24 protein-coding genes, 1 tRNA gene and 3 pseudogenes are annotated in these 25,224 nt (G+C 68.6%); 19 read left to right on the forward strand and 9 right to left on the reverse strand.

The annotated features are described in order from the left end of the window. The first annotated feature begins 45 nt into the window (after positions 1 to 45). Both ACN27E_RS03305 and ACN27E_RS03310 read left to right on the forward strand, forming a co-directional pair. Entirely contained in the window at positions 46 to 963 is a 918-nt protein-coding gene (locus ACN27E_RS03305; RefSeq protein ID WP_422746586.1) for a sulfite exporter TauE/SafE family protein, read from the forward strand. A gap of 34 nt (positions 964 to 997) precedes the next feature. After that, positions 998 to 1,780, forward strand: coding sequence for a sulfite exporter TauE/SafE family protein (locus tag ACN27E_RS03310; RefSeq protein WP_422746587.1), 783 nt, complete (start codon positions 998 to 1,000; stop codon positions 1,778 to 1,780). Here the strand turns inward: ACN27E_RS03310 and ACN27E_RS03315 are convergent. Further along, entirely contained in the window at positions 1,777 to 3,261 is a 1,485-nt protein-coding gene (locus ACN27E_RS03315; protein WP_422746588.1) for a cryptochrome/photolyase family protein, read from the reverse strand. The two genes, ACN27E_RS03310 and ACN27E_RS03315, sit on opposite strands and share 4 nt — an antisense overlap. A gap of 168 nt (positions 3,262 to 3,429) precedes the next feature. On the opposite strand from ACN27E_RS03315, the pseudogene ACN27E_RS03320 reads away from it, so the two are divergent. Together ACN27E_RS03320 and ACN27E_RS03325 are read left to right on the forward strand one after the other, a co-directional pair. Beyond that, a pseudogene (locus tag ACN27E_RS03320) lies at positions 3,430 to 4,218 on the forward strand (SDR family NAD(P)-dependent oxidoreductase). A 139-nt stretch (positions 4,219 to 4,357) separates the two neighbouring features. Continuing rightward, positions 4,358 to 4,434: transfer RNA gene (locus ACN27E_RS03325), tRNA-Pro, on the forward strand. An 89-nt stretch (positions 4,435 to 4,523) separates the two neighbouring features. On the opposite strand, the pseudogene arsB reads toward ACN27E_RS03325, so the two are convergent. Both arsB and ACN27E_RS03335 read right to left on the reverse strand, forming a co-directional pair. Next, positions 4,524 to 6,028: pseudogene (gene arsB / locus ACN27E_RS03330) on the reverse strand (ACR3 family arsenite efflux transporter). Then, entirely contained in the window at positions 6,004 to 6,447 is a 444-nt protein-coding gene (locus ACN27E_RS03335) for an ArsI/CadI family heavy metal resistance metalloenzyme (RefSeq protein ID WP_422749573.1), read from the reverse strand. Before ACN27E_RS03335 ends, arsB begins: the two are co-directional and overlap by 25 nt. 98 nt (positions 6,448 to 6,545) lie before the next feature. On the opposite strand from ACN27E_RS03335, the gene ACN27E_RS03340 reads away from it, so the two are divergent. Continuing rightward, complete coding sequence (locus ACN27E_RS03340) at positions 6,546 to 6,902, forward strand: Rv2640c family ArsR-like transcriptional regulator (RefSeq protein WP_422746589.1); 357 nt, start codon at positions 6,546 to 6,548, stop codon at positions 6,900 to 6,902. A gap of 53 nt (positions 6,903 to 6,955) precedes the next feature. Here ACN27E_RS03340 and ACN27E_RS03345 read toward each other — a convergent pair whose 3' ends face one another. Further along, positions 6,956 to 7,447: a hypothetical protein gene (locus tag ACN27E_RS03345; protein WP_422746590.1), complete on the reverse strand. Its 492-nt coding sequence runs from the start codon at positions 7,445 to 7,447 to the stop codon at positions 6,956 to 6,958. A 357-nt stretch (positions 7,448 to 7,804) separates the two neighbouring features. Here ACN27E_RS03345 and ACN27E_RS03350 point away from each other — a divergent pair, with 357 nt between their 5' ends. The 12 genes and pseudogenes from ACN27E_RS03350 (at position 7,805) to ACN27E_RS03405 (ending at position 17,679) form a co-directional block, all read left to right on the forward strand. Next, positions 7,805 to 8,263, forward strand: a complete 459-nt coding sequence (locus tag ACN27E_RS03350) for a transglycosylase family protein (RefSeq protein WP_422749575.1) — start codon at positions 7,805 to 7,807, stop codon at positions 8,261 to 8,263. A gap of 217 nt (positions 8,264 to 8,480) precedes the next feature. Then, a complete protein-coding gene (locus ACN27E_RS03355; RefSeq protein WP_422746591.1) occupies positions 8,481 to 9,320 on the forward strand; it encodes an EamA family transporter in 840 nt (279 codons plus the stop codon). Between the two features lie 64 nt (positions 9,321 to 9,384). Continuing rightward, positions 9,385 to 9,684, forward strand: a complete 300-nt coding sequence (locus ACN27E_RS03360; protein WP_422746592.1) for a hypothetical protein — start codon at positions 9,385 to 9,387, stop codon at positions 9,682 to 9,684. A gap of 9 nt (positions 9,685 to 9,693) precedes the next feature. Further along, positions 9,694 to 10,473, forward strand: a complete 780-nt coding sequence (locus ACN27E_RS03365) for a hypothetical protein (protein ID WP_422746593.1) — start codon at positions 9,694 to 9,696, stop codon at positions 10,471 to 10,473. Positions 10,474 to 10,597: 124 nt separating this feature from the next. Further along, on the forward strand, positions 10,598 to 11,077 hold the full coding sequence (locus ACN27E_RS03370) for a nitroreductase/quinone reductase family protein (protein ID WP_422746594.1): 480 nt from the start codon (positions 10,598 to 10,600) through the stop codon (positions 11,075 to 11,077). Positions 11,078 to 11,120: 43 nt separating this feature from the next. Continuing rightward, complete coding sequence (locus ACN27E_RS03375) at positions 11,121 to 12,428, forward strand: acyltransferase family protein (protein ID WP_422746595.1); 1,308 nt, start codon at positions 11,121 to 11,123, stop codon at positions 12,426 to 12,428. A gap of 152 nt (positions 12,429 to 12,580) precedes the next feature. Next, complete coding sequence (locus ACN27E_RS03380; protein ID WP_422746596.1) at positions 12,581 to 14,923, forward strand: Tex family protein; 2,343 nt, start codon at positions 12,581 to 12,583, stop codon at positions 14,921 to 14,923. 28 nt (positions 14,924 to 14,951) lie between these two features. Further along, complete coding sequence (locus ACN27E_RS03385; RefSeq protein ID WP_422746597.1) at positions 14,952 to 15,326, forward strand: DUF4267 domain-containing protein; 375 nt, start codon at positions 14,952 to 14,954, stop codon at positions 15,324 to 15,326. Positions 15,327 to 15,347: 21 nt separating this feature from the next. Further along, a pseudogene (locus tag ACN27E_RS03390) lies at positions 15,348 to 15,885 on the forward strand (class I SAM-dependent methyltransferase); the annotation flags it as partial. A gap of 16 nt (positions 15,886 to 15,901) precedes the next feature. After that, positions 15,902 to 16,522: a hypothetical protein gene (locus ACN27E_RS03395; protein ID WP_422746598.1), complete on the forward strand. Its 621-nt coding sequence runs from the start codon at positions 15,902 to 15,904 to the stop codon at positions 16,520 to 16,522. A gap of 21 nt (positions 16,523 to 16,543) precedes the next feature. After that, on the forward strand, positions 16,544 to 17,344 hold the full coding sequence (locus ACN27E_RS03400) for a glutaminyl-peptide cyclotransferase (RefSeq protein WP_422746599.1): 801 nt from the start codon (positions 16,544 to 16,546) through the stop codon (positions 17,342 to 17,344). 104 nt (positions 17,345 to 17,448) lie between these two features. After that, positions 17,449 to 17,679 (forward strand): hypothetical protein, encoded by a 231-nt coding sequence (locus tag ACN27E_RS03405; RefSeq protein WP_422746600.1) that lies wholly within the window; start codon positions 17,449 to 17,451, stop codon positions 17,677 to 17,679. 1 nt (position 17,680) lies between these two features. Here the strand turns inward: ACN27E_RS03405 and ACN27E_RS03410 are convergent, their stop codons facing one another. Then, positions 17,681 to 18,127, reverse strand: a complete 447-nt coding sequence (locus ACN27E_RS03410; protein ID WP_422746601.1) for an STAS domain-containing protein — start codon at positions 18,125 to 18,127, stop codon at positions 17,681 to 17,683. Between the two features lie 494 nt (positions 18,128 to 18,621). On the opposite strand from ACN27E_RS03410, the gene ACN27E_RS03415 reads away from it, so the two are divergent. Together ACN27E_RS03415 and ACN27E_RS03420 are read left to right on the forward strand one after the other, a co-directional pair. Further along, positions 18,622 to 19,434 (forward strand): SigB/SigF/SigG family RNA polymerase sigma factor, encoded by an 813-nt coding sequence (locus ACN27E_RS03415; protein WP_422746602.1) that lies wholly within the window; start codon positions 18,622 to 18,624, stop codon positions 19,432 to 19,434. A 118-nt stretch (positions 19,435 to 19,552) separates the two neighbouring features. Next, complete coding sequence (locus tag ACN27E_RS03420; protein WP_422746603.1) at positions 19,553 to 19,801, forward strand: CsbD family protein; 249 nt, start codon at positions 19,553 to 19,555, stop codon at positions 19,799 to 19,801. A gap of 51 nt (positions 19,802 to 19,852) precedes the next feature. Here ACN27E_RS03420 and ACN27E_RS03425 read toward each other — a convergent pair whose 3' ends face one another. Genes ACN27E_RS03425 through ACN27E_RS03440 form a run of 4 tightly spaced genes read right to left on the reverse strand, consistent with a single transcriptional unit; the run spans position 19,853 to position 25,170 of the window. After that, complete coding sequence (locus ACN27E_RS03425; RefSeq protein ID WP_422746604.1) at positions 19,853 to 21,334, reverse strand: AMP-binding protein; 1,482 nt, start codon at positions 21,332 to 21,334, stop codon at positions 19,853 to 19,855. A gap of 3 nt (positions 21,335 to 21,337) precedes the next feature. Then, positions 21,338 to 22,501 (reverse strand): PP2C family protein-serine/threonine phosphatase, encoded by a 1,164-nt coding sequence (locus tag ACN27E_RS03430; RefSeq protein ID WP_422746605.1) that lies wholly within the window; start codon positions 22,499 to 22,501, stop codon positions 21,338 to 21,340. Beyond that, on the reverse strand, positions 22,498 to 23,298 hold the full coding sequence (locus ACN27E_RS03435; RefSeq protein WP_422746606.1) for an alpha/beta fold hydrolase: 801 nt from the start codon (positions 23,296 to 23,298) through the stop codon (positions 22,498 to 22,500). The genes ACN27E_RS03430 and ACN27E_RS03435 overlap by 4 nt, the downstream gene beginning before the upstream one ends. Positions 23,299 to 23,328: 30 nt before the next feature. Beyond that, a complete protein-coding gene (locus tag ACN27E_RS03440) occupies positions 23,329 to 25,170 on the reverse strand; it encodes an ATP-binding protein (protein ID WP_422746607.1) in 1,842 nt (613 codons plus the stop codon). Positions 25,171 to 25,224: the final 54 nt, after the last annotated feature.

A 25,224-nucleotide genomic window follows, 5' to 3' on the forward strand; every position in this document is an offset into this window, starting at 1 on the left:
TGTCACGGGCCGGCCACACCGGCGCCCGCAGTCCGAAAGCAGCCCATGCGCTCACTCATCATCTTCACCCTGGTCGGCGTCGGCGCACAGCTGGTCGACGGCGCCCTGGGCATGGCGTTCGGGGTGACCGCCTCGACGCTGCTGGTGCTCAGCGGTGTGGCATCGGCTCAGGCCAGCGCCGCGGTGCACCTCGCCGAGGTCGGAACCACTTTCGCCTCCGGTCTGTCGCACTGGAAGTTCAAGAACATCGACTGGCACATCGTCGCCAAGCTCGGAATCCCGGGGGCGATCGGCGCATTCGCCGGGGCGACGGTGTTGTCCTCGTTGTCCACCGAGCACGCCGCGCCGCTGATGGCCGCGATCCTGTTGTGCATCGGCGTGTACGTGCTGCTGCGCTTCTCCCTACGCAACCCGCCTGAGGTCAAGGTCGGCGAGACCAAGCACACCGCGAAGTTCCTCGCTCCGCTGGGCTTGTTCGGCGGCTTCATCGACGCCTCCGGCGGCGGCGGCTGGGGTCCGGTGACGACCAGCACGCTGCTCTCCAGCGGGAAGACCGCGCCACGCACGGTCATCGGGTCGGTCAGCGCTTCGGAGTTCCTGGTCGCCTTGTCGGCGTCGCTGGGCTTTCTCATCGGCCTGCGTGACCAATTCTTCGACAACCTGCTCGTCGTGGTGGGGTTGGCGCTCGGCGGGGTCATCGCGGCGCCGATCGCGGCCTGGTTGGTCAGCCGCATCAGTCCGGCGCTGCTGGGCACCGCGGTCGGCGGCGTCGTGGTTCTGACCAACTCCCAGAAACTCGTCGACTATTTCGCCATCGGAGTTCCCTGGTCGTCGCTGATCTACGGCGCGATCGTGGTCGCCTGGGCGGTGTTCGTCGTGATCGCCTGGCGGACGTCCAAGGCGCGGCGGGTCGAGGCCGCGGTCGCCGAGGGGTCGGTCGAGGCGCCCGCCTCGGTGCGCTGAGCACCGCGTGACCGCCGCCCGCTAGGGTTCCCGGGTGCCCGTCCTCGACATGGTCCTGATCGCTCTGGCCGGCGTGGGGGCCGGGGCGATCAACGCGATCGTCGGTTCGGGCACGTTGATCACTTTCCCGACCCTCGTCGCGCTCGGCTATCCGCCGGTGACGTCGACGATGTCGAACGCGGTCGGTCTGGTGGCCGGGGGAGTGTCGGGAACCTGGGGTTACCGGCGGGAACTGCGCGGCCAGTGGAAGCGGCTGCGCTGGCAGATCCCCGGATCGCTGCTCGGGGCGGCGCTGGGTGCCTGGCTACTGCTGCACCTGCCCGAGACAGTGTTCACGACCATCGTCCCCGTCCTGCTGATCCTGGCGCTGATCCTCGTGGTGGTCGGCCCGCGCATCCAGGCGTGGGCGCGACGGCGGGCCGAGGACAGCGGGCGGTCGGCCGACCACGTCAGCCGGGGCCGGATGGTCGCCCTGGTGGCCGCCACCTTCGCGGTCGGCGTCTACGGCGGCTACTTCACCGCTGCGCAGGGCATCCTGCTCATCGCTGCGATGAGTGCGTTGCTGCCCGAGTCGATGCAGCGGATGAACGCCGCGAAGAACCTGCTGTCGCTGTTCGTGAACATCGTGGCGGCGGTCGGCTACACCCTGGTGGCGTTCGACCGGATCAGTTGGGCGGCGGCCGGTCTCATCGCCGCGGGATCGCTGCTCGGCGGCTTCCTCGGTGCGCACTACGGACGTCGGCTGTCGCCGAACGCGCTGCGCGCGGTCATCGTCGTGGTCGGCCTGATCGGCCTCTGGCGGCTGGTGTCGCTCTAGAACCGCTGTCGGGTGCGCTCCTGCTCGAGCACCTCGTCGAGATCCTTCAGGCGGTTCATGTTCTGGACGGCGCGGCGCGTGCGCATGTTGCGCTCGAGCAGGTCGCGGTGCCGGTGAACGAAGTCCCAGTAACCGGCGGTGAACGGACAGGCATCGGCACCGGTGCGCTTCTTCGGGTCGTACGCGCAGTCTCCGCAGTGGTCGCTCATCCGGTTGATGTAGGCACCGCCCGCGGCGTACGGCTTGGTGGCGAGTCGGCCACCGTCGGCGTGCTGGCTCATGCCGACGACGTTGGTGGGCATCACCCAGCGGAACCCGTCGACGTAGGCGGTGGCGTACCACTCGGTGAGCTGGCGCGGGTCGTACCCCCGCTGCAGGGCGTGGTTGCCGAGAATCATCAACCGCTGGATGTGGTGATTCCAGCCGCGGTCGCGCACCCCGAGCAGGGCGTGGCGTAGGCATTCGGCGGTGACGGCGTCGGGGTCGAGGTCGGCCCACCAGTCGGGGAGCGGGGTGCGGGCGTCCAGGGCGTTGCTGTCGACGTACTTCTCGCCGAAATGCCAGTACAGATGCCACATGTATTCGCGCCAGCCGAGGATCTGCCGGATGAACCCTTCGACGGCGGCCAGCGGGGCGTCGCCGCGGCGGTAGGCCTGTTCGGCGGCTTCGACCGCATCGAGCGGGTGCAGGACGCCGAGGTTGAGCGGAACCGACAGCAGCGAATGCGACATCGCCCAGTCTTGGCCCATCATGGCGTCCTCCCAGCGGCCGAAGGTGGGCAGCCGGGTGTCGACGAAGCGTTTCAAGGCGCGCCGTGCCTCGCTGGGGGTGATTGCGAACAGCCGCGGTCCGTCCGCGCCCACCGTCGGCAGGTCCATCCGGTCGAGGTCGTGGCGGACCTCCTCGTCGATCTCGTCCTCGCGGGGGCGGTAGGGCGCCGGGATGTCGAGGGCCTGCTGCTTCTTCGGTGGCGACTCGCGGTTCTCCTCGTCGTAGTTCCAGCGGTTGCCGACGGGGTCGGCGCCGTTCATCAGGACGTCGAAGCGACGGCGCTGGTCGCGGTAGAAGTCCTCCATCCGGAAGCGGGTGCGCTCACCGGCCCACGCCTCGAACTCGGCGCGCGGTAGCGCGAACGTCGGAGTGGGCAGTACGTCGGCGACCAGCCCGCGTTGTTTGAGACGGTGCACGAAGCGCTCGGCGGCAAAGGAGGTCGGCTGATGCACCAGCACCGGTCGGCCGATCCGCTCGAGGGCGTCGGTGTAGTTGTCGGTCTGGATGAGAGTGGCGCGATCGCCGAGATCCTTGGCGGCGTGCCGTAGCGCCGAGACCACGATGTGCAGCTTCTGGCGGTGGTAGCGGCGTTTGCGCAGGGCCGCGGTGGACTCGATCAGCACCACCTCGCGGTGGGCATGCTCACCGCCGTACACGGCCGGGCCGAGCTGATCGGCGAACAGCCAGAGCGGGGTGTTGTCTCGGGTCACCTTTCGAGAGTAGGAGTTACCAGGTTCGCTTGCCCCGCCATGGGCGCTCGGGGATTTCATGCGCGAACACGTCACAATTGCGTCCGCTGTGCAACGTGGGTCCCAGCGCGAATGGGTATGCGTTCCCCAGCTGTTCGATCGCCACCCAATCGTTGAGGAGCACAACCAATGACGTCAGACGCGGCCGGCGCCGGCGGCCTGCCTGAACGACGCACCGCAATCGTCACCGGGGCCGGTGGACCCGCGGGGATCGGCCGGATCACCGCCCGCGTCCTGGCTGAGAACGGCTGGCACGTCGCCCTGGCCGACATCAACGCCGAGGGACTGGCCGCGGTGGAGTCCGAACTGCGCGACGCCGGCCACAAATGAGTGGTCGCGGTGCCGACGAACGTCGCGTCGGAACATTCGGTGAACGAGCTCTTCGCGCGCATCGACGCGGATTTACCTCCGGTGGCCGGCCTGGTCAACCTTGCGGGCATCGCGTCCCCGACCCCTTTGCACGAGTGCGGACTCGATGAATTCGAGCGAGTGATGGCGGTGAACGTCACCGGCTCGTATCTGACGCTCAAGGCGGCGGCCGCACGGATGATCCCCCAGGGCCTCGGGCGGATCGTCAACGTTTCGTCGATCACGGCGTTCGACGGGGGTGGCACCTTCTCCAAGGGGGTGTACGCGACCGCCAAGGCCGCCGTGATCGGCATGGCCCACGGCGGTGCCCGTGAGCTGGGGCCGTTCGGGATCACGGTCAATGTGCTGGCGCCCGGGCCGATCGACACCGAGATCATGGGTGGCCGGCTGACCGATGACCGAAAAGCCTCGATGTCGGCGGGGATACCGCTGGGCCGCGTCGGCCAGCCGGAGGAGATCGCGGCCACCGTGGCCTTCCTCTTCTCCGAGGGAGCCGGGTACATCAACGGAGCGACCATCCAGATCGATGGCGGCAAGTACATGCACTGAACTCGCACACGGAGGAACGCCACCGCCATCGTGACGTAATGCGCGAGCGTGGTCGCACCCGTAGATGGATAGCGGTTGGGATCTCGGTCCGGGTCTGCGGTAGCATTTCGACCGCTGCCGGGCGATCCTCGGCAGCGCGCGGGCTGTGGCGCAGCTTGGTAGCGCACTTGACTGGGGGTCAAGTGGTCGCAGGTTCAAATCCTGTCAGCCCGACCATCGAAAGCCCGCTCCGACCAATGTCGGAGCGGGTTTGTTGTCGGTTGGCAGCAGTCGCCGGCCCGCCCCCGTCCGACGGGCCCAGCCAGCTAGATCAATTCGCGGCGTAGCGCCTCAACCCGCCGGGCAATGTCGTTGCGCACCAGTCGCATCCGTTCGATGCCGTCGATGCCGCGGTCGGACGGTTCGTCGGTGATCCAGGTCTGGACGTCGACGCCTGCGGGCGCCTCCACCCGTGCCTCGCGGCCCAGCACGATCACCCGATCGACGCGGCGAAGGAGTTCGGGGTCCAGCGGTTTCGGATACTCGGCGCCCACCTCGATGCCGAGTTCGGCGAGCGATTCGACGGCCACGGCGTTGAGATCCTTGCCCGGCCGGGTGCCTGCCGAGTGAACCTCCACCGCGTCGCCCGCGGCTTGGCGCAGCAGGGCGGCGGCCATCTGGGACTTGCCCGCGTTCTTCACGCAGACGAACAGCACACTGGGTTTCGCGGTCACGGCGCGGCCACCTTCGCCGTGAAGCGGCGGCGTAGCGCCAGCGAGACATAGACCAGGCCCACCAGCACCGGCACCTCGATGAGGGGTCCGACGACCCCGGCGAGCGCCTGACCCGACGCCGCGCCGAAGGTCGCGATGGCGACGGCGATGGCCAGCTCGAAGTTGTTGCCGGCCGCGGTGAACGCCATCGCGGTGGTCCGTTCATAGCCGAGGCCGAGGGCCGCCCCCAACAGATATCCGCCGCCCCACATCACGGTGAAGTACGCCAGCAGCGGCAGGGCGATTCGGATGACGTCGAGCGGGCGCGCGGTGATCTGAGCGCCTTGGAGTGCGAACAGGATCACGATGGTGAACAGCAGCCCGTAGAGCGCCCACGGCCCCACCGTGGGCAGGAACCGATTCTCATACCAGTCGCGGCCCTTGGTCCGTTCGCCGATTCGCCGTGACGAGTAGCCGAGCAGCAGGGGCAGACCGAGGAAGATCAGCACCGACGTGGCGATCTGCCACGGCGAGACGCCGATCGAGTTCTGTTCCAGGCCGAGCCAGCCGGGCAGCGCCGAGAGGTAGAACCAGCCGAGCGCGGCGAACATGATCACCTGGAACACCGAGTTGAGTGCGACCAGGACGGCGGCGGCTTCCCGGTCCCCGCAGGCGAGGTCGTTCCAGATGATGACCATGGCGATGCAGCGGGCCAGGCCGACGATGATCAGGCCGGTGCGGTATTCGGGTAGATCGGCCAGCAGCAGCCACGCCAGTGCGAACATCACCGCCGGGCCGACCAGCCAATTGAGCGCCAGCGACGCGGCCATGAGCGTGCGGTCGCCGGTGACGGTGTCGAGCCGGTCGTAGCGGACCTTGGCCAGCACCGGGTACATCATCACCAGCAGCCCGACGGCGATGGGCACGCTGACGCCGTCGATCTGGACGGCGCTGAGCAACCGATCGAGACCGGGCACGGCGCGGCCCAGCAGCAACCCGAGGCCCATCGCCGCACCGATCCACAACGGCAGAAAGCGGTCGAGGGTGGACAGTTCGCCGGCGGGGCGGGTGGCGTCCGCGGCGGCCGGCGCGCTCACTCGGTAGCCGTCGGCGCGCAGCCGGACGCGCACGCGTCGGCGTGCCCGCGCGCCGGATCGGAGGCGCCGAAGGTCTCGGCATCGGCCAGCTTCGTGTAGATCTCCCACTTCTCGCCGTCCGGCGCAGTGACCCAGACCTTGTCTTGGGTGGCGAAGCAGCAGGTGGTGTTCATCTCCTCCTCGGTGAACACACCGGCCCCTGTCAGCCGGGCGATCTCCGAATGCACGGTCTCGGTCGAATCGACCTCCACGCCAAGATGATTGATCGATCCGCCCTCACCGGGGTTGGCGATCAGCACCAGCTTGAGCGGTGGCTCGGACACGGCGAAATTGGCGTAACCGGGCTTGATCTTGGCGGGCTCGGTGCCCAACAGCGTCGTGTAGAAGGCGATGGACGCGTCGAGGTCATCGACATTGAGCGCCAGTTGCACGCGGGACATGGGCACCTCCGAGGTGTGCGACATATGCCAAAAGGGTTGGTGTGATCCGGTGTACTCCACCCTTTTGATAAATGTCAAATAACTGGCATGATGGCTGCATGCCCAAGACGCTTCCGGTGATCGACATGACGCAGCCGGTGTGCTGTGCGCCCGTTGCCGCCAGGCCCGCCGACGACGCGTCGGCTCTGGACGTGGCGATGCGCCTCAAGGCCTTGGCCGACCCGGCGCGGGTCAAACTGATCTCGCTGCTCTGCACGGCCGATCGGCCGTGCACCACCGGCTCGCTCGCCGCCGCCGTCGGATTGTCGGAATCCACGGTCAGCCATCACCTCGGCCAGCTCCGCACCGCCGGTTTCGTCGCATCGGAGCGGCAGGGGATGAGCGTGCACCACATTCCCCGCCGGGACGCGCTGACGGCGTTGTGCCGGGTGCTCGACCCGAACTGCTGCACCTGACGTGCGCTAGCGGCCTGCTCGGGTCCAGTGCACCCTCGATCGCGGGCTCGTCGTCACATCGCCGCGAGCTGGCGCTCGATCCGCTCCTGTTCGGCATCGGCGAGGAACGCCTCCAGCTGCGCGAGCACCTCGCGCAGTTGCCGTTTCCTCGTCGGCGCAGCCAGCGATCTCTTCGCCGCGTGGCCCCACAGCTTGACGCCGTCGCCACGCGCAGTCGCCTGCCCCGCTTCGGCGATCAGCGCACGCTCATTCTCGACGTGTACGCCGGCCAGCAGCTTGGCTTTGCGCGCGGCTGCGCGCAGAGCCGGGTCGTCGGAGAGTTGCTCGACGGCCTGGGCGTGCGCCACGAGTGGGTCGTACCAGGTGCGCAGCGCCGTGACGGTGACCGGCCCGACGTCGCGAGCCCAGCCTCGCAGCTTCCCCGGTTCGAGACGTAAGCCGCGGCGATGGCTGGCCCGCTGAGGGGGCAGGTCATGGGAAGACAGGCAGGCGTGCACCCCGCCGGTGAGGCCGACCACGTGGAAGTACAGGTCTCTCAATGCCATCCTGATGCCATCCCGATCTGTGCCTTTGGTTGCTGTTTCCAACGCCAGGTGAACTATACCCACGTCAACCATGCCACCTTAAGCGGGTTGGTGATCGCCATCACGCAACGTTTCCGACAAGTAATCTGATCGTGACCGGATGAGTCGATCTTGTCGGCGGTTGCTCGCGTGGCCGTGCGGGCCGGTAAACCACACCGACGTAATTTGCTCGGAGGCCGCAAAATTGTGAACAACTATCACAATCCCCTCACAATTCCCTACGACAACAGCAGTAACAATGACCCTCGTCGGAAGTGGACCACCAGTCAGGGCGCATGCCTCGCATCTGCCCCGCGACTGAAAGGGATTCCCGTGCAACTGGTCAGGGGATTAGGCGTCGCGGCCACCGCGACAGCGCTGTCGGTGGCGTCGATGTCGGTTGCCGCGCCCACCGCCAACGCCAGTACGGTCAATTGGGACGCGATCGCCCAGTGTGAATCGAGCGGCGACTGGGACATCAACACCGGCAACGGGTTCTACGGGGGGCTGCAGTTCCTGCCGTCCACCTGGAGGGAACACGGTGGCGTCGGCATGCCGGACAAGGCGCCGCGCGAGACGCAGATCCTCGTCGCCGAGCGGGTGCTGCGGACCCAGGGCATCGGTGCCTGGCCGGTTTGTGGCGCCTTCGCGCTGTCACCGCGGTCCACCGCTGCGCCCGGCACCGGGAACGCGTGCCGACTCATCTCCGGCATCCAGTTGGGTGTGGTCAATCTCAGCAGCATGTGTGTCGGGTTGATGAGGCAGGCGCAGGCGGTCGCGGCGTTGCTCAACGGCTGAGCCGGGCACTCGCATGCTACGTTCGACCCGATAGCGTCTAGGGTTCCGGCGCCCCGAGCGTGCCTGGTCCGAGCGACGCCACCGCGTCCGGCCGACCGGCCGCGGTCATCTGAACGGACAAAAGCCTGGAGGATCTCCGGCGGCGTGCCCCACGCCGCCGAGAAGGTCCGATGATGCGTTCTGTCGCCTCCGTCTCGTCGATACCCTGCGTCCCGCGATGACACCGACGGTCGTTCTCGCCGTCCTGCTGTCGGCGTTGTTGCACGCCATCTGGAACTCGTTGGCCCACAACGTTGCTGACCGCCTCACGGGCTTCGCTCTCATCGGCCTGGTCGACGGCGCCGGCGGTGCGGCGATGGCCGCGCTCGCCGGCCTGCCACCCGCTGGGGCGTGGCCGTTCATCATCGCCTCGGCCGCCCTGCACGTGGTGTACAACCTGATGCTGCTCGCCAGCTATCAGCTCGGCGAGTTCAGCCAGATGTATCCGCTGGCGCGGGGCACCTCACCGTGGGTGGTCGCGTTGATCTCGGTGCTGGTTCTGGGGCGTGATCTGCCGGCCTCGGAGCTCGTCGGCATCCTGCTGGTGTCAGCAGGCCTGATCGGTCTGGTGGTGGCCGGGGGACGTCCGGCCCGCGGCGACGTTCCGGCGCTGGTGGCCGCCACGGTGACGGGTCTGACAATCGCCGCGTACACCGTCGTCGACGGCGTCGGTGTGCTGCAGGCGCCACTGTTCGCCTACACCGGCTGGATGTTCCTGTTGCAGGGGCCGCCGATCGCCGCGATCACGGTCGTCAAGCGACGGCGCAAGCTGATCGGCGCGCTGCGGACGTCGGCGGTGCCCGGCATCGCCGGAGGTGCCATCTCGATTGCGGCGTACACGATCGTGCTCTGGGCTCAGACCAGTGGCGCCCTGGCGGCGGTCGCCGCGCTGCGGGAAACCAGCATCGTCTTCGGTGCCCTGATCGGCGCCTGGTTTCTCGGCGAACGGATGGGCGGACGCCGGGCCGTCGCCGCGGCGGTGGTTCTGGTCGGAGTACTGCTGATCAGTCTGTCGTGAGGCCGCCGCACGCCGTTCGGCGATTCGCCATACCCGGATCACCGCCGAGGTCTATGAATCTACGGTGAGCAACCACCATGTGAACCTGACTCCGAACGAGCAGTCCCTGGTCGCCGAGAGCCATCCCGAGGCGTTGACGAGGATGGACGCCGGGCAGTTGAAAGACCTGCAGGGCCGGTTGCGTCAGGCGCGCGAGAAGAACTTCAGCCTGCTGCGGCGTCAGGGTGCGGCCAGAGTCGAGGCCGAAGGCGCCCGTGGCGCCGCTGCACCGGCGAACGAACGACGCGAGGAGAAGGTGCACGCCATCGACGAGGCGCTGGCCCGGGTGAGCGAGCGGCTCGACGCCGTGCGCGACGAACGCTGAGCCAGACTCGTGACCCGCTGGCTGGTGACCGCGTTGCCGGCGTGGGTGCTGCTGCTCGGGCTTGTCGTCATCATGGCCGGTGGCGCCGTCCTGGTGCAGAACTACGTCCGGCGACGCTTCCCCACCCTGACCGGTGAGGAGCACAAGGACGTCACTCGGTTCACCTACAGTTTCATCGGCTTCATCTACGCCTTCTTCATCGGTTTCATGGTGTCCTCGATGTGGGGCGCCTTCAACACCGCCGACGGCAACGCTCGCGCCGAAGGCGCGGCCGCCGTCCAATTGGCCATCGTCGCCGATGGATTCGCGCCCGGCGACGCTGACCGGGTCAAGGCGGCTCTGCTGACCTACGAGAACGCCGCCATCGCTGAATGGGACAGCGAGGGGGCGCGATCTGGTGCGGCTGATGCCGCGCTGCGCGATGTGTACACCGCCTACGGACAGGTCGGGGCGACCACCGACACGCAGAAGACACTGCTCGCGTCGTCATGGTCGAATTTGGACGCGTTGAGCCAGGCCAGGACCGAACGATTGTTGACCGCGCGGGATGACACCGGCCCGCCGTGGCCGCTGTGGGTGGTCATCGCCGCGACCAGCGCGATGGTGCTCGGCACGGCCATTCTCTACGGCGTCGAGAAAGCCTCCCTGCACTATCCGATGGTCGCCATAGTCGGCGTCATCGTCGCGATCAATCTGTTCCTCGTTCTCGAACTGTCCCATCCCTATTTGGGGGTGGTGTCGACGACTCCCGATCCGCTCCGCGAGGCGGTGTCGGCGTTGTCCCGGTGACTGGTCGCTGCGCACAGTCGTTGCCGGCACGGCTGGCCCCACCTGGGCATGGTCCTGGTCATCGGCGGAGGGTCGGTGGCCGCGCGCGCGAGGGCTGTGCGAAGCTCGGTCCAGGAGGTTGTGGATGAGTGACTGGATGCGCGAGCACCTCGCGTCGTATCTCGAATCCGGGGGCACGCGTGGCCACATCCTGGATCTGAGTTCGGTGGGCGGTCGCAGCGTGACCACCCACTGCCTGATCAAATGCCGGGGCCGCAGTTCGGGCCGGCCGTACGTCAGGCCGCTGATCTACGGAAACGTCGGCGGGGAGGTCGTCATCGTCGCGTCCAAGGGCGGTGCCGACGAGGATCCCGCCTGGTACCGCAACATCGTCGCCGCGGAGACGATCGGTGTCCAGATCGCCACCCAGGCGTTCGAGGCGACGTGGCGGGAACCCGAAGGCGAAGAACGCCACCAGGTGTGGGAGTACATGTGTCAGCTCTACCCGCCCTACGTCAGTTATCAGCAAGCCACCACCAGGCACATCCCCCTGGTGATGCTCACCCCGGTACGCAGCGTGGAGGTGTTCACTCCGGGCGATGACGCTTCGGCGGCCGACGGGTAGTCCTACTCATCCGGCCACCGCGGGTGACCGGCATGCTGGAACCATGCCGCACAGTCACGGGTTTCCGCCGGACCGGCGCGCGGACGTCGAGTCCGTCCGCGATCGCGCCATCGACGTCGCCCGGCTGGGCGCTCTGGTCGTCGTCATGTTCGGCCACTGCGCACTGCTGCTCGCGACGATCGACACCGGCGGTTTCCGGATCGGGAATCTCCTGGGCGAACTGCCCGCCATTCAGCCGCTCACCTGGGTGGCCCAGGTGATGCCGCTGTTCTTCCTGGCCGGCGGCGCGGCGGGTGCCTACGGCTGGCGAGTCGAAATGTCCTGGGGCAACTGGCTGTTCCGGCGGGCCCAGCGGCTGTGCCGGCCCGTCTTCTGGTATCTCGCCGTCTGGGGGATCGGCCTGGTCGCGGTCCGTCTCACTCTCGGGCCCGACTCTGCGCTGCGACTCGGGCGGGAGAGCGTGGCGCTGCTCTGGTTCATCGGGGTCTACCTGGTGGTGCTGGCCTTCGTCCCGGTGCTGACCCGATTGCGCACTGGTCGCGCGGTCACGGTCACCGTCGTCACGCTGCTGGCTTCAGCGGCGGCCATGGATGCGGTCCGCGTCGTCCTGAACGATCCGTGGGCGGGGGCGGCGAACCTCCTGCTCGTGTGGTTGATCCCGGTGGTCATCGGGGTGGGCTATGCCCGCCGCCTGGTCGGTGTGCAGTTCGCATTGCTGGCTGCCGGCGCCGCGCTCGTCGCCCAGATCGCCCTCGCCCGCACCGGTGTCTATGACATCTCCCTGGTTGTCACCGGAGCCGAGCGGATGTCGAACGTCTCGCCGCCAACGCTGCTGCTCGGGCTGCAGTGCACCTGGATGTCTTTCGCCTTCGTCGCCGCCGCGGGGCCGATCCGCAGGTGGGCCGCTCGCCCGCGGGTCTGGCGCGTCGTCGCGGCCGGCAACGCCGGTGCGATGACCATCTACCTGTGGCACATCCCGGCCATCGCGGTGGCGGCGTTCACCCTGCATGCGTTCGATCTGGACGCCTACGACGTTGGCGCCGAAGGGTTTTGGGCGCTACTCATGCTCCGGGCCGGTGTCTTCGCAGTCGTCATGGTCGTCGCGTTCCGGCTGCTGTCCCCACTGGAGCACCGGCCACTCCGGTGGTGGGATGCCGCACCGGTGGCCGCCGGTACGCCGTCACGGTGGGCGGGCGCCCTGGTCTGCGTCGGCGCAGCGGCCATGGTGCTGCTGGCCAAGAACGGTATGGGCGACACCGCCGGACTCGTCGCACTGGGGGTGTTCCTGGCGGCGATGGGGTGCGCCCGACTCAGCGCGGGCGCACGGCGTGGATTGGTACGACAGGCGTGAGGCCGCGCTGGTCTCATTCGTCGCGATCCAGCTGCTCGGCTCCGCGGACGAGATCTTCGTCGAACGCGCTGCGCGACGATGACCCGCCGGTGCCCGACGCGGTGCGGCGCGCCGCAGGGGTCGGTGTCGGCGGCGTCCGATAAGGTCCCGGCGTGACTTCGAGCCCCACCGTCAAGACCGTAACCGCCCGTCTCGCTGAGGAACTCGCCGTCGGCGAAGGGCAGGTCACTGCCGCCGTCCGACTTCTCGACGAGGGTGCGACCGTTCCGTTCATCGCCCGGTACCGCAAAGAGGTCACCGGCAGCCTCGACGACGGGCAGCTGCGCACCCTGGCGGAACGGCTCGGGTATCTCAGGGAGCTCGACGAGCGGCGCGCCGCTGTCCTGGCATCCATCCAGGAGCAGGGCAAGCTCACCGACGAGGTGAAGACGGCACTGCTCACGGCGCAGACCAAGGCGCGGGTCGAGGACATCTATCTGCCCTACAAGCCCAAGCGCCGGACCAAGGCGCAGATCGCCCGGGAGGCGGGCCTCGAACCGCTGGCCGACCGGCTGTTAGCCGACCAGGATGCGGTGCCCGAAGAGGCCGCCGCGGCGTTCGTCGGTCCGGATGTCGCCGACCCGGCCGCCGCCCTGGAGGGCGCGCGCCACATCATCATCGAGCGGGCGTCCGAGGACGCCGAATTGGTCGGCGCTGTGCGCGCCAAGTTCTGGGCGGAGGGATCGCTGCGCACGCGGCCGACCTCCGAGGAGGTGGCCAAGAGTCCGGCCGGGCAGAAGTTCCGGGACTACTTCGAATTCGCCGAACCGTTGGAGAACATGCCGTCACACCGGGTGCTGGCGGTGTTGCGCGGGGAGAAAGAGCAGGTCCTCGCACTCAACCTCGACGGGGGAGAGGACGCCGGCTACGAGGCGATGATCGCGCGCACACTCGGCGTCGACCTGACATCCTCGGCGCCGGCGACACCGTGGCTGGCCGTCACGGTGCGGTTGGCGTGGCGGGTCAAGCTGATGATCGCCGCCGCGGTGGACGCCCGCATCCGGCTGCGCCAGCGCGCCGAGGTCGACGCCGTGGCCGTCTTCGCGAAGAATCTGAAGGATCTGCTGCTCGCCGCGCCGGCGGGCACCCGCCCGACCCTCGGGCTGGACCCCGGTTTCCGCACCGGCGTCAAGGTCGCGGTGGTCGACGCCACGGGCAAAGTGGTCGACACCTGCGCGGTGTACCCGCACCAACCGCAGAAGCAGTGGGATGCCGCGAAGGCGACGCTGGCCGCGCTCGTCGCCCGCCACGGCGTCGAGCTGATCGCCGTGGGTAACGGCACCGCCTCCCGCGAAACCGATGCGCTGGCAGCCGAACTCATCGCCGATATCCGGGCCGCCGGAGCCACCGCACCGGTGAAGGCGATGGTCAGCGAGGCTGGTGCATCGGTCTACTCGGCATCGGCCTACGCCGCGCGGGAGTTGCCCGATCTGGACGTCACCCTGCGTGGTGCGGTGTCGATCGCGCGCCGCCTGCAGGATCCCCTGGCCGAGCTGGTCAAGATCGAGCCGAAATCGATCGGCGTCGGCCAGTACCAGCACGACGTGACCCCGGGGACGCTGGCGCGCAGCCTCGACGCCGTGGTCGAGGATGCGGTGAACGCGGTCGGGGTGGATCTGAACACCGCATCGGTCCCGCTACTCGCCCGGGTTTCCGGCATCACCGATTCGCTGGCTGAGGCGATCGTCGCGCACCGTGAGACGGCGGGCGCCTTCCGCTCCCGAAAGGCCCTTCTGGACGTGGCGCGGTTGGGTCCCAAGGCGTTCGAGCAGTGTGCGGGCTTCCTGCGAATCAACGGCGGCGACGACCCGCTCGACGCCTCGGGGGTGCACCCCGAGTCCTACCCGGTGGTGCGCCGAATCCTGGACCGCTCGGGCGTCAGCCTGGCCGAGCTCATCGGTGACGAGCGATCGCTGCGGTCGTTGCGTCCAGACGATTTCGCCGACGAACGGTTCGGCGTCCCCACGGTCACCGACATTCTCACCGAACTCGAGAAGCCGGGACGCGATCCGCGGCCGGCCTTCTCGACGGCCACCTTCGCCGCCGGGGTGGAGAAGGTCGCCGACCTGCAGGTCGGCATGATCCTCGAAGGGGTCGTGACCAATGTGGCCGCGTTCGGTGCCTTCGTCGACATCGGCGTGCACCAGGACGGCCTCGTGCACGTTTCGGCGATGGCCGACCGGTTCGTCTCCGATCCACACGAGGTCGTCCGCTCCGGGCAGGTGGTCCGGGTGAAGGTGACCGAGGTCGACGTCGACCGCCAGCGCATCGGGCTGACGCTGCGGTTGACCGACACGCCGCAGCGCGACGGTGCGAGCAAGAAGGCGCCACGCAACGCCAAGCAGGGTCCGCGTAAACAGGGCAACGCCACGCCGGGCCGGGGGCCCCGTCGTGACACGCGCGCGCCGTCGGGATCGATGGCCCAGGCGTTGCGCGATGCCGGTTTCGGACGCTGAGCTGCGGGCGGACCCCTAGGCTGCGGCCATGGCCATCGACCGTCCCGCTCTCGCCGCCGGCGCCATTCGCCTGGTGTCGGGTGTCTCCTTCCTGGCCGATCCGCTTCGGGCCAACCGGTGGTGGGGGCAGCCCGACGATCCTGGGCCGTCCGCGCGGCTGCTGCTGCGCTCGATGGGGTATCGCGACGCTCTGATCGGTGGCCTGCTCATCACCGCCGCGGTGCGTGGGCGGGACACCCGAGGCTGGTTCCTGGCCTCCGGTGGAGCCGATGCGGCGGATCTGTTGGGCGGGATGAGCGTGCATGCCGATCTGACCCGCGGGCAGCAGGTGATCGGTCTGGGCGGCGCGGTGGTGGGGATCGGTGTCGGCGTGTGGGGCGCCCTGCGACGCAGCGGGCAGTAGCCGTACGCCTACAGTCGACGCGTGGCCGGGCGTGACGGTGATCATTGGGACGATCGCTACTCCCGGCGCGGCGCCCCGGAGCCGGATGCGGCGCGTCTGGGGTCGGTCTTCCGTCCATATGCCGACGAATTCCCCTGTGCCGGAAGCGCTCTCGACATCGCTTGCGGACAGGGCCACGCTTCGGTGTGGTTGGCCGGCCGTGGTCTGGACGTGCTGGGCGTCGACATCTCCGCGGTCGCCGTGGCGCAGGCCACCGACTTCGCGCGCGCCCAGAACGTGTCGTCACGCTGCCGATTCGCGGTGTGGGATCTCGATGCCGGCCTGCCACCCGGGCCGCGGGTCGATGTGTCAGCTGTTTCGTGACCCTGCTCTGGACGGCGAACTGATCGCCCGGTTGGCTCCCGGTGGGTTGCTCGCGGTCGCGGCGCTCAGCGAGGTCGGCGCGCAGCCGGGCCGCTATCGTGTTCGGCGCGGCGAACTTCCGCGGGCGTTCTCCGCTCTCGAGCTCCTCGCCGGCGAGGAGCGCGACGGCACCGCATGGTTGCTGGCGCGGCGCTCCGGGGTAGACAGCGGGCATGATCTCAACTGGGACCGCACTGGCAGGGCTGCCCTCGGCGCTCCGATCAACCGTGTCGGGCGCACTCGGCGATCCCCTGGGAGTGTTCGCCGAACCCGGACCGGTCTACGAAGCCGACGTGACCTTCGACGACGACGCACCGCTGCCCGGAATGACCCATCTGCTCCGTCAGGGGAGGCGGTACACGACATTCGTCCGGGTCGCTCCCACGCGAGCGGACGCCGCGGTCCGCACCGTGTGCGTCAAATTCCCCGATGCGTACGGCCCCGGCCGCGATCAGGATTTCCTCCTCGCGTCATCCGGCGACGGCGCACCGCTGCACCATGTCGCCTGGCCCAGCGAGCGGGCCGACGAGCAGCTCTACTCCTCGCTGTGGCTGTATCTGGCCGGCGTCCGCCCCGTGGTCTTCGGGGCCAGCGCTCCGGCGGGCGCGCAGCCCGGCGTCCTCGGCCGTGGTGACCATCTGGACTTCTTGATCGGTGGGGTGGTCGGTCGGTTCAGAAGGGTGGGCGACATCCAGCTCGGCAGCGAGATCCAGCACGCCTCGGTCGGGTTCGCGGCATCGCACACCGGCGGTGGTCTGCGGCCGTTGCCGCCGGCTCTGTTCTATCGGGGTTGACCGCCGACCGGATGAGGCATCATGTCCGTGATGCGTAATCTCCGCGCCCTCGCCGCCGCCCCCGTCGTCCTTGTCGTCCTGGCCGGGTGTGCCGGCGAGAAAGAGGCTCCTGCGCAGGACGCCCGTCCGCCGGTCGAGCGCTTCCACATCGAGATCGTGGGGGAGGAGCCGCACGATCCGGCCGCGTTCACCCAGGGCTTCGAGATGGACGGCCAGAGCCTGTACGAGACCACCGGCATCGTCGACAAATCGCAATTGCGGGAACTCGATCCGGTCACCGGCGCGGTCCGCCGCGCCGTTCCGTTGCCCGACGCGTACTTCGGCGAGGGCATGACCGTGGTGGGTGACCGTATCTGGCAGGTCACCTGGCGCGACGGCGTCGCGATCGAATGGGACAAGGCGACGTTCACGCCGAAGCGCGAGGTGCCCGTGGAAGGCGAGGGTTGGGGGGTGTGTGAGGACGGCGCCCGCATCATCCACAGCGACGGCACCAACACGCTGCGCTTCTACGACCCCGCCGATTACACCCAGACCGGAAGCGTGTCGGTGACCGACGCCAACGGTTACCCGGTCAAGGGCCTCAACGAGCTGGAGTGCGTCGACGGGCAGGTGTGGGCGAATGTCTTCCCGACCGACGAGATCGTGCGCATCGACCCGCAGACCGGCGCCATGACGGCATCGATCGACGGATCCTCTTTGCGCCGCGGGCAGCCGGCGCGCAACGTGCTCAACGGAATCGCCCATGTGGACGGCAACGAGTTCTTGTTGACCGGCAAGAATTGGCCGACCACCTACCGCGTGCGGATGATTCCCGAGGGCTGACCTCGCTGCGTCCGGTTGTGACGATGGTCACTAAATGGTCTCGATTCGCCGCGGTGCGGCGCGGACTGCGTCGAATCCGTCGCGGCAGTCCCGACACTTACCGCATGCGGGTCGAGGAAACCATGTGGGACGTACTGCTTCCGAGAGATGTCGACGCACGCTGCGGCTACTCCCCGCGCGCGGTGCTCGCCGAACTGGTGGCCCGGCGGCTGCCCGATTGCAAGCGGCTGCTGCGGGTGGTCACCTGGTCGCCCGATGCGGGGCATCTCTTCTCGCCCACACCGAATTTCCGCCGTTACGCGGTCTGTTACGAGGTGGAACTCGCGACGAGCTGATTCAGCCCGCCCAGGGGACCGGGGTCATCCGACGGGCGGCACGGTCGAGACGGGCTCTGGCCGACTCGACCGAATCGGCCAGCGGCAGCTCACCGTGGGGATCGCAGATGCGCAGCAATCGGCGCACCTCCCGGCCGGGAACGATGACCCAGTCGACGTCGATCCGCGCGCAGCTGACGCTCATGTAATGCAGAGCGCTGAAGCCCTGTGAGCCGAAGAACTCCACACCGCTGCAGTCGACGATCAGCTGGGTGGACGTGGCCGTGTGGCGCTCGACGTAGCGACCGAGATCCCGGCCGTTGGTTGCGTCGATCTCGCCGACGACGGCGATCACCGAGAGGGTGGGCGTCAACGAGTTGATCGCGTACGAGGCGCGTCCGCGCTTCTCCGGCTTCTCGACCGCCGAAGGATCGGGCCGGAAGATGCGGACTGTGCCGATGTCAGCCATGCGCGGACTCCCTTGTCGCGTGCCCCGATACGCGGTGTCAACCGCTGGTGTCCAGCTGTTTACCTCAACCTGTGACGGAGATTACTACGGATCGCGTCGCTTTCCTACAGCGTTAAGGAGCTTCTCAGAAAGGCCCTCCCAGCAGCTTATTTACACTTACGTCAAGTTTTCTGGTGCCGTGATCAGCACCTCAGGCGGCGTTCACGCGACGGAATGCGTAGCCGGCGAATTCTTATCAAATCCGGGTGACGGCAAGTGATCGAGTGAGCGTAGGGTGGGAGCATCCCATTCGGGAGGCGCTGACCGTTTAGTTAAAAGCGGACCGCTATAGGCGGGCCTCGATCGAGCCCACGGTCACCTCACCGCCGCGCCAAGAGTCGGCCACGTCTGGCCGACGGATCTGGCGGCAGTTGCGCTCGCCCGGATCACGCCGAGGACCGCCGCGTAGCAGCGGCGTTGCCTTCGCGTCCCCGCCGAGTCCGGAAGGACCCGAGATGACGATCGCCGAAGCCCCCCCGATCACCATCCGAAGCCGCCCGAGCCGGGCGCAGGATGACTACGCCGATGTCCCCGATCTGTTCCGACTGCTGCACGCCATGCCGGCCGAGTCGCACGAGTTCGCCCGCCAGCGGGAGCTGATCGTCACGCGGTGCCTGCCGCTGGCCGATCACATCGCCTTCCGCTACCACCGCAAGGGAGAGAACCTCGACGATCTGGTGCAGATCGCCCGCGTCGGCCTGATGCACGCGGTGAATCGGTACAACCCCGACACCGGCTCGAATTTCCTGTCGTACGCGGTGCCGACGATGCTGGGGGAGATTCGCCGACACTTCCGGGACAACGGGTGGGCCATGCACGTGCCCCGCCGGCTCAAAGACCTGCACGTCCAGATCACCCGGGTGACACCACATTTGACGCAGACGCTGGGCCGTGCGCCGACGGCCACCGATTTGGCGGGCGAGCTCGGCGCCGACCGGCAGGAGGTCGTCGAATGTCTGGTCGCCGGAGACGCCTACAGTGTGCGCTCCATCGACAGTCCCGTCTCTGGCACCGAGGACTCGGCGCGCTCGCTGGCCGACACGCTCGGCGCGGTGGACCCCGACATGGAGCACATCACCGACCGGGAATCGCTCAAGCCCCTGCTGGCCGCGCTGTCCGAGCGTGAGCGCACGGTGATCAGCCTGCGCTTCTTCGCCTCACTGACACAGACCCAGATCGCCGAGCAGATCGGTGTCTCGCAGATGCAGGTGTCGCGGATCCTGGCCAAGACGCTCAAGCAACTCCGCGACGGGATGGTGGGATCGTAACCCCGCTCATGTGACGTCTCGCACGCTCCGGGGCCGGTCAGGTTTGATTCATGATCAGGTGCGGGAACTAATGCTGCGAACGCCCCGCTGGGGGCGGCCGACAGGAGGAATCAGGCACATGGCCGACGACAACAACAGCGGACCGGAAGAAGCCATCAAGGGCGCGGTCGAAGGTGTCAAGGGTAAGGCCAAGGAGGTTGCGGGGGCGGTTCTCGGCCGAGACGACCTCTACCGCGAGGGCCAGGCCCAGCAGGACAAGGCCGACGCGCAGCGCAACGCGGCCAAGAAGGAAGCCGAAGCAGAGGCCGCCCGCGGCTCGGCCAAGGTCGCCGAGGAGCGTCAGAAGGCCGAGCAGACCGGAAACTGACCACCGTCCCCAGCAGCGCCCGCACCGGAACCGGTGCGGGCGCTGTCGTGTTCACGCATCCCGAGACAGCGTCGCGCGCGCCTGCGATCGGACCATGTCCTTGGCGATCTTCCCATTGGTGGTCATCGGGAGTTCGCCGACGAACAGCACGTGGCGGGGCCGTTTGAACGCGCTGAGGCGCTCGCGGACATGCCTGATCACCCCGTCCTCGCTCAGATCGTGTCCGGCCGCGGGTACCACCACGGCGCAGACGGCCTCACCCCAGTACTCGTCTGGAACTCCCACCACGGCGGCCATCTCGATCCCGGGATGGCCGGTCAGGACGTCCTCCACCTCACGCGATGACACGTTCTCCCCGCCGGTCACCACAATGTCCTTGCGCCGGTCGACGACGAAGAGCCGGCCGACGCTGTCGATGCGGCCCACATCTCCGGTTCGCAGCCAGCCCTGCTCGTCGGTCGCGGGCAGATCGGGCCAGTACCGCGCGGCGACCTGGGGGCCGCGGATCAGAATTTCGCCATCCTCGGCGATGCGCAGCGACACTCCCGAGTGCGGACGTCCGGCGCCGCTGAGCACGTCCGCATCGCCGCCCGCGCCCGCGCGGTGTTCCTGGGGTCCGAGAAACGTGACGTTGCCGCCCGTCTCGGTCATGCCGTAGCCCTGGTGAAAGTCCACGTCGAGCCGGTTCAGCGCGCGGCGTAGCAGATCCGCCGGGATCGCTGCCGAGCCGTAGGCGATCGACCGGAGCGTCGGCAGAGCCGAGCCTGTCTGGTCCAGGTGGGTCAGCAGTGCATGCAGCATGGTCGGCGCCAACGAACACGACGTGACGCCGAGTGTGCGGATCGTGGCCGCAATCGCCTCGGCCCGGAACTGCGCGGCCAGGACCACTGTCGCGCCGACCGCGTGCTGGACGAGCATGTTGTAGCCGGCGATGTGACACATCGGAAACGGCAGCAGATAGACACCACCGGCGGCGACTGCCCGCCCTTCGACCGACCCACGCACCGCCGCCAGTATCGAATCATGGCTGTGGACAACCCCTTTGGGTGAACCGGTCGATCCGCTGGTGAACAGCAGCCAGGCAGCGTCCGCCGGATCCGCTGTGGGCTCGGGCTCCTCGGTCGCCGCCGCGTCCCGCCACGGCGGGGGATCGGTCACCGCGATCTGGCGCAGCGAGCGCACGGCCTTGAGCTCGGTGTGACGTTCGAGGTGGACGCGGTCGGCGACCAGGACGGCGGGCTCGGTGCGCAGCAGCTGTGCCAGTTGTTCGGCCGGATCGAGGCGCTGGTTGATCAGGGTGAGTAGCCGCCGCGCACGCGGAACGCCGTAGTACAACTGCGCATAGGCCAGGCTGTTGTCCCCGATGACGGCGACCCGGTCGCCTGGATCGGTGTGGGCGCGAACCCACGACGCCACCGCGCGGATGTCCCGGTCGAATTCGGCGAAGGTGCGAAGGGAGCCGTCCGGCGCGATGACCGCCGGACGGTGCGGATGGTCGGCGGCGGCTGCGCTCACCAGTTCGTGGAGGAGCATCGATCAGCCCGGGACGCCGAGTGCCAGTACTGCGGCATCGTCCTCGACACCCTCACCCAGTGCCCGCAGCAGGTCCCGTAGCGCGGTGACGATGGCGGCCGCTGTGGTGGGGGCGTGTGCGCGCGCGAAGTCGATGAGCGCATGGTGATCGTCGTAGCGCTCGGGTCCCCGGCCGATGCGGGCCTCGGTCAAACCGTCGGTGTAGAGCACCAGCGTGTCGCCCGGGCTGAGCCGGAAGCGGTTGGACACGAAGTGTGGGTCGTCGATCATTCCGACGGCCTGGCCCCCCTCCGTGCCGGTCTCGCGGACATCGCCGTCGGCGGTGATCAGCAACGCCGGAGGGTGGCCACCGCCGGCGAGGCGCACCTCGAAACCGTCGTCGTCGCGGGTCAGCAGGCCGAACACCACGCTGCAGAAGTGGCTGCGGTCGGCGCCGAACCTGTTGCGCAGCACCACGTTCAGATTGTGTAACACGGCGGCAGGGTCGTCGTCGAACACCGCGGCCGCCCGCATGGTGTATCGGACCAACGACGCCACCGTCGCAGCTTCGACGCCTTTGCCGCACGAGTCGCCGAGAAAGAAGGCCGACCGCTGGGGTGACAGGGCGAACAGGTCGTAGAAGTCGCCGCCCACCTCGTCGGGGGAGGCGGCGTGCAGATGCGCGACGGCGTGCAGGCCGTCCGGTGGCACCAGTGCCGGGGGCAGGAGCGAATCCTTGAGCGTGCGCGCCAGGGCGATGGCGCGGTTGCGTTCCTTCTCGGCGCGGCGCCGTTCGGCCAGCAGCTCCCGTTCGTAGCGCCGGCGGTCCTGCGCGTCGTGAACGGCGAGATAGACCATCGGCTTTCCGTCGCCGGCCGGCTCCGGCGCGTCACGTCGGAGGTCGGCGGCCAGTAGCACCGGTAACCAGGCACCCTCGGCGGTCACCAGATCGACGGCGATGCCGCGCAACTGCCCCGACACCTCCAGCAGCGGAGCGAAGTGGGTGTCGAAATGGATCCGGCTGCCCGCGGTGAGCAGTTCGGTGAGGCTGCGGCCGAGGAGTTCCTCCGGCGCATAGCCCAGCCATGCGGACAGTGTCCGATTGACCGATTCGATCGTGCGGTCGGCCCGCATCGCGACGAGCCCGCAGGGCGCTTCCTCGTAGAGCGCCTCGGACAGCCGGCTCACGTCTGTCGAGCGAAGGCGGCTATGGCATCGGCCGTCTCGCGCGGTGCGCTCAGGTGCGGACAGTGGCCGGTGGTGTCGAGGGTGACGAGGGTGCTTCCCGCGATCTGGTCGTGCACGTAGGCGCCGACCTCCCGGGGAGCCAGGGCGTCGTGGGCGCACTCGATGATGAGCGTGGGCACATCCACCTTGCGCAGGTCTGCGCGGTTGTCTGACAGAAAGGTGGCTCGGGCGAAGACGAGGGCGCGGGCCGGATCGGTGCGGCAGAAGCTGTCGGCGAGCTCGTCGGACAGCTCGGGCCGGTCGGGGTGATCCATCACGGTCGGCGCCATCGCCCGTGACCAGCCCAGGTAGTTGCTTTCCAGGGAGTCGAGCAGATCGTCGATGTCGGCCCTGGTGAAGCCGCCGCGATAGCCGGCGTCGTCGACATAGCGCGGCGACGGGGTCAGCAACACCAATTTGGCGAATCGCGAGGGGTCCTCGGTCACGGCGAGGACACCCATCATCGCCGCGACCGAATGACCGACGAACACCACGTCGTCCAGATCGAGCTCGCGCACCAGCCGCAGGATGTCGTCGGCGTACCCGCGCAGCGTGGAGTACCGCCCGGCGTCCCACGCCGAGGAGTCGGAGGCGCCCGAACCGACGTGGTCGAACAGCACGATCCGGAATTCCTCGGCCAGCAGCGGAGCCACCAGACGCCACAGGTTCTGATCGCAGCCGAATCCGTGTGCGAGGACGATGGTCGGCCCGTCTCCGGCATCGAGAATCCGGACATTGTTGCGGGTCTGCACATCCACCCCGGCATTGTGTCATCCCGGCGCGGCGGCTCAGAGCGGAAAGGTCACCGTCAGCGTCGTACCCGCACCGGGCGGACTGACCACCTCGAGCCGGCCGGAAGCCGCCTCGACCCGGTCCTTGAGGCCGATCAGCCCCGATCCGGCGGACGCATCCGCCGCTCCGACACCGTCGTCGGACACCGCCAGGCGCAACTCGTCGACGTCGGCGTGGACCCGCACCGTCACCTCCGAGGCCGCCGCGTGCTTGGCGGCGTTGGTCAGCGATTCGGCCACGACGTAGTACGCGGCGACCTCGACCGGTTCGGTCAGCCGGCGGTCCACCGCGAGGTCGAGTGCGACCGGCACCGGCGAACGGCGTGCCAGCGTCTTGATCGCCGGACCGAGGCCGCCCCGGGACAGAATCGCCGGATGTATTCCGCGGGAAAGCTCCTGCAGGTCGCGATGCAGTTCGCCCAGCCCGGTGGCAACCTGCCCGAGCGCCGCCCGTTCGGCGGCCGCCTCGTCGGGCAGCGACTCCTGCAGCGCCCGGATCTGCAGGCCCATCGCGACGATGCGCTGTTGGGCGCCGTCGTGCAGATCGCGCTCGAAGCCGCGGCGGGCGTGGTCGGCGGCGGTGATGATGCGAGCGCGGGAAGCCTTGAGCTCGGCGCGGGTCTCGGAGTTGGCGATGGCCGTCGCGATCAGATCGGCGAAGTCGCCGATTCGGGCTTCGCACTGCGGCGGTAGCGGATCCGGCGTGGAGGAACCGACGAGCAGTGCCCCGCGCACCCGGCCGTCGACGATCACCGGCGCGCCGGCCCCCGACCGCAACCCGAGCCTGCGCAACCGCTCGGAGATCGATCCCGGCACCGACTCGTAGTCGTCGATCCGCGACGTGCCGCCGGTGCGCAGGACCCGTGCGCTGATGCTGTCCCCGTCCAGTGCGAACCGTTCCCCGACGTGCAGCGTTTCGCGAGGAATGTCGTCCCGGGCGGCCAGCACGACACATCCGTCGTCGTCGAAGCTGACCAGCGTGACGTGCTCGACACCGAGACCGACGGCAAGTTCCGACACCGCCGCGGGATAGACCTCGGCCGGTTCGGCGCCGCGGGCGACCAGGGTGGCGACCCGGCGCAGGGCCGTCTGCTGATCGGCCAGCGCGCTGACCTCGGTGTGGCTCGCCTGCAGTTCGGCGTTGATCCGTTGCCGGTCGCGGGTCGCGACCAGCAGGGCCTCCAGCGAGCCGAGTATGCGGTCGACGCGCTGCCGGGCGCTGACGGGCAGCTCGGCCGGAATCAGCAGGGTGCCGATCTGAGCGGTGCCGTCGCTCAATGCGATCGCGGTGCGCTGCTCGTCCCCGGTCAGCTGTTCCAGCGTCAGGACCGCGAAGGGCAGCTCGAGCACGTCGGCGATGCGCTGCCCGGCGCTGTCGAGGGCGGCCTGCAGATCACCCGCACCGAGGGTCGAGCGCGCCAATTCGGCTGACAGATCCGCTTCGAGCCGGCGTTGTTCGGCCTCGGCGGCGCGCAGTCGCGCCTGTCCGGCGAGCAGATTCGCCAACAGCGCCAGCGGTAGGAACACCGACAGCGCCGGGACCAAACTGTCGGCGCCCTCGAGGTGGAAGTAGACGTAGACCAGGGCGCTGCACAGCGATGTGGTCACCGCCAGACCGAAACCCCAGCCCGCCGACACGACGAGCACACCGAGCAGGAACACCGCGCCGAAGGCGTTCTCCGGTGCCACCCGCTTGAGTTGCAGCACCAGCAGCGTCTCGAAGGCGATGAAGCCGACGGCCACCACCACGCCCAGCCACAGCGGCGGTGCGGTCGGGCGCAGCAGCAACCGCAGCAACCGGCCGGGCACCGACTGCGAACGCCGGGTCACTGCGGGCACCGGCTGATGGTAGAGCGCGTCGGTGGGCTTTGCATCGGATGTTGCAGGTAGCCG

The organism is Mycobacterium sp. WMMD1722, assembly GCF_049315205.1.
GTDB lineage: Bacteria > Actinomycetota > Actinomycetes > Mycobacteriales > Mycobacteriaceae > Mycobacterium.